Below are 5,231 nucleotides of genomic sequence, written 5' to 3' on the forward strand. Positions count from 1 at the left end.
AATGAACCATGGCAGGGTGGAGCAGGATGGACACCCGGAAACCGTTTACGACCACCCCGCCAACGAGTTTGTGTACCAGTTTCTGGGCAACGTGAACCTGTTCCATGCCCGGGTTAACGATGGTGTCGCCCGCATTGGTTCGGTCAAGCTGTCGGCCCCCGAGTTTGATGGCCACCTGGACAGCCAGGCTTTTGCCTATGTGCGCCCGCACGATATTGAGGTTCTGCCCCATCGCACCGATGAGGCCCTGCACGCGGAGATTGAACTGGTATCGGTCGTGGGCCCGACGGTCCGGCTGGAGTTGAAAACCGACAATAGTGAACAGGTGGTCCACGCGGAAATGCCCAAGCATCAGTTCAAAAGCCTTGGTCTGACTCAGGGCGGTGATGCCTGGATACGACCGTTGAACAGCCGGGTGTTCCTGCGGGATGAAGACATCAAACGACCGGATTGATTTCGCCGGATTTAAGGCCGGATTGGGCTACGGTATGCACCTTTTATATCCAATGCCAAAGCATCCCCAGCAAGGCACTGGCGAACAGCACCTGCAGCATGCCGATTTTGAACCGCAGAATGGCGACGAACGCCCCCAGAGCCAGCACCACACTGGCCAATTGGACACTGCCCCATTCCGGCGACAGCCACTGAACGCCCCAGGCTTTTGCTGTCTCCACCTCGGCAAAAGCTACGTGCACGGCAAACCAGATGGCCAGGTTCAGCATGACGCCTACCACGGCTGCCGTAACGGCTGACAGCGCGGCGCTGACGGCCTGGTTGCCCCGCAATTTTTCCACGTAGGGCGCCCCCAGAAAAATCCAAAGGAAACAAGGTACAAAAGTAACCCAGGTGGCCAATACCGAGGCCAGAATACCGGCGGTAAATGGGTCCAGGCCACCGGAATCCCGGAAGGCGCCCATAAATCCGACAAACTGCACCACCTGAATCAGAGGGCCGGGAGTGGATTCCGCCATACCCAGGCCATCGAGCATTTCGCCCGGGGCCAGCCAGCCATGATTCTGAACCGCCTCCTGCGCCATGTAGGCCAGCACTGAATAAGCACCCCCAAAGGTCACCACCGCCAGCTTGCTGAAGAACAGGCCGATCTGGGTGAATACATTGTCCATGCCTAGCAACAAAGCCACTGCTATCAGAGGCACAAACCACAGGGGCAGCCAGATCCCGAGCACCTTCAGTGTGCGACCCCAGCTTGCCTGGGTGTGATGGCCGCCACCACTGGTCATCATGGCATCAATGGCGCGCTCGCCCTCTGCCGGCGTGGCATGGCCCTTGATCACCACAAATCGCTCCGGGTCCAGGTGGCGGCCGATCAATCCCACCAGTGCAGCCGTCGCAATAACGAGGGGAAAGGGCATGGCAAAAAAGAAGATGGCAATAAACGCCAGCGCTGCCAGCGTGACCATGATCCGGTTTTTCAGTGCCCGCTGGGCGATGCGAACCACCGCCTGGATGACCACCGCCAGCACCGCCGCCTTGATGCCGAAGAACAGCGCCTGAACCAGAGAGGTTTCCTGAAAGCCGGCGTAAAGCAGGCTCAGCCCCAGAATCGCCACAAAGCCGGGCAGCACGAACAGGGTGCCGGCCACCAGCCCCCCTTTTACACCGTGCATTAGCCAACCCAGATAAGTGGCGAGTTGCTGCGCTTCCGGCCCAGGTAGCACCATGCAGTAATTGAGCGCATGCAGAAACCGGCTCTCGCTGACCCATTGTTTTTCATCCACCAGGATCCGGTGCATCACCGCAATCTGGCCCGCCGGGCCGCCGAAGCTCAGCATGGCAACCCGCAACCACACACGCACCGCTTCGGCAAAGCTGATGTTATGGCCAAAGGCGTTGTCGGCTGGATGAAGGGGCGTCACTGGGGAGTTCTGAGAAACGTCCTCAGATGGAGCGGATGTCATCAGGTATGTCTCCGAGAGCATATAAGTGCGCAGAACGATTGCGCAGCAGTATACCGGAGCATAGCTCCAGCATGTTACCTCGGTAGGAAAGCGGGCCTGGAGAGAACCAGGAAGCTAACAGGCCATCTGCCGGGCTATATGAAGAAAAACGCTTAGCAATGCAGTAAATATTATTCGGCTTATTTTTTAGCCTGCCTTAGACTTCGATGATATCGATTCAGCTTTTTTTATTACTTACTGGTATTTTCTCGCCAGGCGTTTCATCGTTCAGTAGGGAAGGCAATCTGTGAACTTTCAGCAACTACGCATTGTGCGGGAAACCGCCCGGCAGAATTTCAATCTGACGGAAGTGGCCAATGCGCTGTTCACCTCGCAGTCCGGTGTGTCCAAACACATCAAGGATCTGGAGGAGGAACTGGGCGTTGAGCTCTATGTCAGAAAAGGTAAACGCTTATTGGGGCTGACCGAGCCTGGTCAGCAGATGCTGGTCTATGTGGAGCGCATGCTGATGGATGCCCGTAACATCAAGAATCTGGCCGAGCACTACCAGGAGCAGGACTCCGGCGAGCTGACCATTGCCACCACCCACACCCAGGCCCGCTATGCGCTGCCAGAAGTGGTGAGCCAATTCAAACAGCAGTTTCCAAAAGTGCGGTTAAGGCTGCATCAGGGCAGCCCGGATGAGATCGTCAGCATGCTGCTCAGCGGTGAAGCGGACATTGGTGTAGCGACCGAGGCATTGGGTGATATCCCACAACTGGTGTCCTTCCCGTATCACCGCTGGCATCATGGGGTTGTGGTGCCCAAGCTGCACCCGCTGGCGCAAATAGAACGGTTAACGCTGGACGATATTCAGCAGTACCCGATTATTACCTACCACGAAGGTTTCACGGGCCGGGCCTCTATCGAAAAGGCGTTTGCTAAGGAAAACCTGCGCCCGGAAATCATCATGACCGCTCTGGACGCGGATGTGATCAAGTCCTATGTGGAATTGCGTCTGGGCATCGGCATCATTGCCTCGGTGGCGTTCAATCCTGCTCGGGATTCGGCGCTACAATTGCTCAATACCGACCACCTGTTTGAGGAAAAGCAGACCCGGATCGGGATTCGCCGTGGCAATTTGCTGCGCAATTACGCCTTCCAGTTTATCCAGTTGTGCGCTCCGGAGCTGACGGAGAAAGTTGTAGCCGGTCAGCTGGCTCTGCCTAAACCCGAATGAAACTTAAGGGCTTGCTGAACCACCTTGGGCGGGTGCATCATCTGACGCTTAGGGTCGCCTCTATGAGGTGGACGAGGCAATCCATCTGAGTGACCGGGTGCTGGTCCGGGGAGACCTGGGTAGTTTACCGAAGCCACGCCATCTGAGGAGAAAATCTATTGCCATCCGGTAAGCGTCTTGTCGATAAAATCACGGCGGAGTTACGCCAGGCTCGCCATGACTGGCGGCAGCGCCAGGGTCGGGAGCTGGACCTGGGCAGTCGGGAATTGCCATCACATCAGGCCATTCATCAAACGCTTGATACCCTCTGTGCCATTCTGTTTCCCATGCGCCTGGGCCCGCCAGATCTGACCAAAGAGCGGGAAGACCAGTTTGTGGCCTACATGCTGGGTAATGTGGAATGTGAACTGGTCAGCCAGGTGGCACTGGAGCTTCAGTACCTTGACCGGGGGCAGCAGGACCTCGACGCCCTGAGGGACCGGGCCCGCGGCCTGGTCAGCAAGCTGCTTGTACAGCTGCCGGCACTGCGGCGGCAACTGGACGAAGACGTGCTGGCGGCCTATCACGGTGACCCTGCAGCCACCTGCGTGGACGAAGTGCTGATTTCCTATCCCGGTATCGAGGCCATTATCCATCACCGCATCGCCCATGGTTTTTATCGTGCCGGCCTGCCAATGATTGCGCGAATCATCTCGGAGAAAGCCCATTCGGCCACCGGCATCGACATTCATCCCGGTGCCACCATCGGTCGCTCGTTTTTCATTGACCACGGCACCGGTGTGGTCGTCGGGGAAACTGCCATTCTGGGTGACCGGGTGCGCATTTACCAGAATGTGACACTCGGTGCGGTGCGGTTCAACGAAGATGAGACCGGCGCTTTGACCAAAGGCGAGCCCCGCCACCCTATTGTCGAAGACGATGTGGTGATCTACGCAGGCGCGACCATCCTCGGCCGCATTACCATCGGCCGGGGTTCGGTGATCGGCGGCAATGTCTGGCTGACTCGCAGTGTGCCGCCGGAAAGCCAGGTATCCCAGGCTTCCGTCAAGCAGGTGACCGATTCAGTCTTGCCCGGTTAGCCGGGCAACCTTCTCAAGGAATTGCTGGTAGGTTTCAGATTGCTCCAACAGCTCGGCGCCCAGAGCTGTCAGGGCATCGACCTGTCTGCCATCAAGGGCGGCTGTTGGCAGGGCGTTGTACTCAGCCCGCCTGGCGGCATCCTCAACCTGATTGAACGTCAGGGTCGCAAAATGGACATTGACGCCGGGCTGCCCTGGTGCTCGCTGGGCATTGATATTTGCCCCCCAGGCCAGAAACTCCCTGCGTGCCTGGGCAATGTTTTCCGAGGTCAGTGTATTGAACGAAGCGTCAAACGACGCTTCCAGAGTGTCGATGACCCCGGGTTCCTTGCCGGCAACGGCCCAAGAATATGGCGACGTGACTTGTGCGTTCACCAGAACAACCAGCACCTGTTCAACCTTGCTCAGCGCTTCGTGGCTGAAGGCGCCGGCCATTTTCTCTACATTACCGCGATGGGCGACCGGGCTCATCATCGAGCCTCTCACCCCGATATTGTCAGTAACGCCTCCGTCGGCCAGATTAAGGTAGGGCATCGCTTCCTGCTCGAAATAACGGGACACTCCCTGGGCAACGGCAAACTCACGCGACAGCAGATTGCGGGCTTGCAGAGCCTCGTTGATCCAGGGCTTGGTTTTGGCATCGCATCCCGAATAATTGCGAAGCCGCAAAGGGGCGAATGCCGGAGGCACCATCGATGATGCCATCACGGCCCGACTGACGGGGTAGTTGGTGAGATCGGAGCAGAGCAGGTCAAACTGGGGCTGGATAAAGCTGAAGGTCAGCGAATTATTGATATCGGTGGCATTGATAATGACGAGTGGCAGGGGCCCCAGGGAGAGATCGGCAAAGGTTTTTCGGTCGAAGATCTGCTCGTCTAGAAACCTGGCCATAAGATCGGAGCGATTGAAATCTGGTGAGGCGAGCTTTGCCATGTTGACCGGGTTTGCCAGCATCCAGCCATAGGTACGTGGCCAGTTCCGGAGCAGGAAGCGTTCCCGGAAATCCTCGAACAA

5 protein-coding genes are annotated in these 5,231 nt (G+C 57.6%); 3 read left to right on the plus strand and 2 right to left on the minus strand.

Features of this window, described 5'->3' with window-relative positions; genetic code table 11:
• The coding region (locus IBX51_RS14175) for a TOBE-like domain-containing protein (protein WP_291831947.1) at positions 1-454 on the plus strand (454 nt) is incomplete at its 5' end.
• A gap of 43 nt (positions 455-497) precedes the next feature.
• Here the strand turns inward: IBX51_RS14175 and chrA are convergent.
• Positions 498-1,919 carry a chromate efflux transporter gene (gene chrA / locus IBX51_RS14180; protein WP_291831949.1) on the minus strand — a complete coding sequence of 474 codons (1,422 nt, stop codon included), beginning with the start codon at positions 1,917-1,919 and terminating at the stop codon, positions 498-500.
• 286 nt (positions 1,920-2,205) lie between these two features.
• Here chrA and IBX51_RS14185 point away from each other — a divergent pair, with 286 nt between their 5' ends.
• Positions 2,206-3,138 carry a CysB family HTH-type transcriptional regulator gene (locus IBX51_RS14185; RefSeq protein ID WP_291831950.1) on the plus strand — a complete coding sequence of 311 codons (933 nt, stop codon included), beginning with the start codon at positions 2,206-2,208 and terminating at the stop codon, positions 3,136-3,138.
• Between the two features lie 158 nt (positions 3,139-3,296).
• Entirely contained in the window at positions 3,297-4,217 is a 921-nt protein-coding gene (gene epsC / locus IBX51_RS14190; protein WP_291831952.1) for a serine O-acetyltransferase EpsC, read from the plus strand.
• Here the strand turns inward: epsC and IBX51_RS14195 are convergent.
• Positions 4,200-5,231, minus strand: a 1,032-nt coding sequence (locus IBX51_RS14195; RefSeq protein ID WP_291831953.1) for a patatin-like phospholipase family protein, incomplete at its 5' end; no start/stop codon positions are given. The two genes, epsC and IBX51_RS14195, sit on opposite strands and share 18 nt — an antisense overlap.

Source organism: Marinobacter sp. (assembly GCF_014859525.1).
Taxonomy (GTDB): Bacteria; Pseudomonadota; Gammaproteobacteria; order Pseudomonadales; family Oleiphilaceae; genus Marinobacter.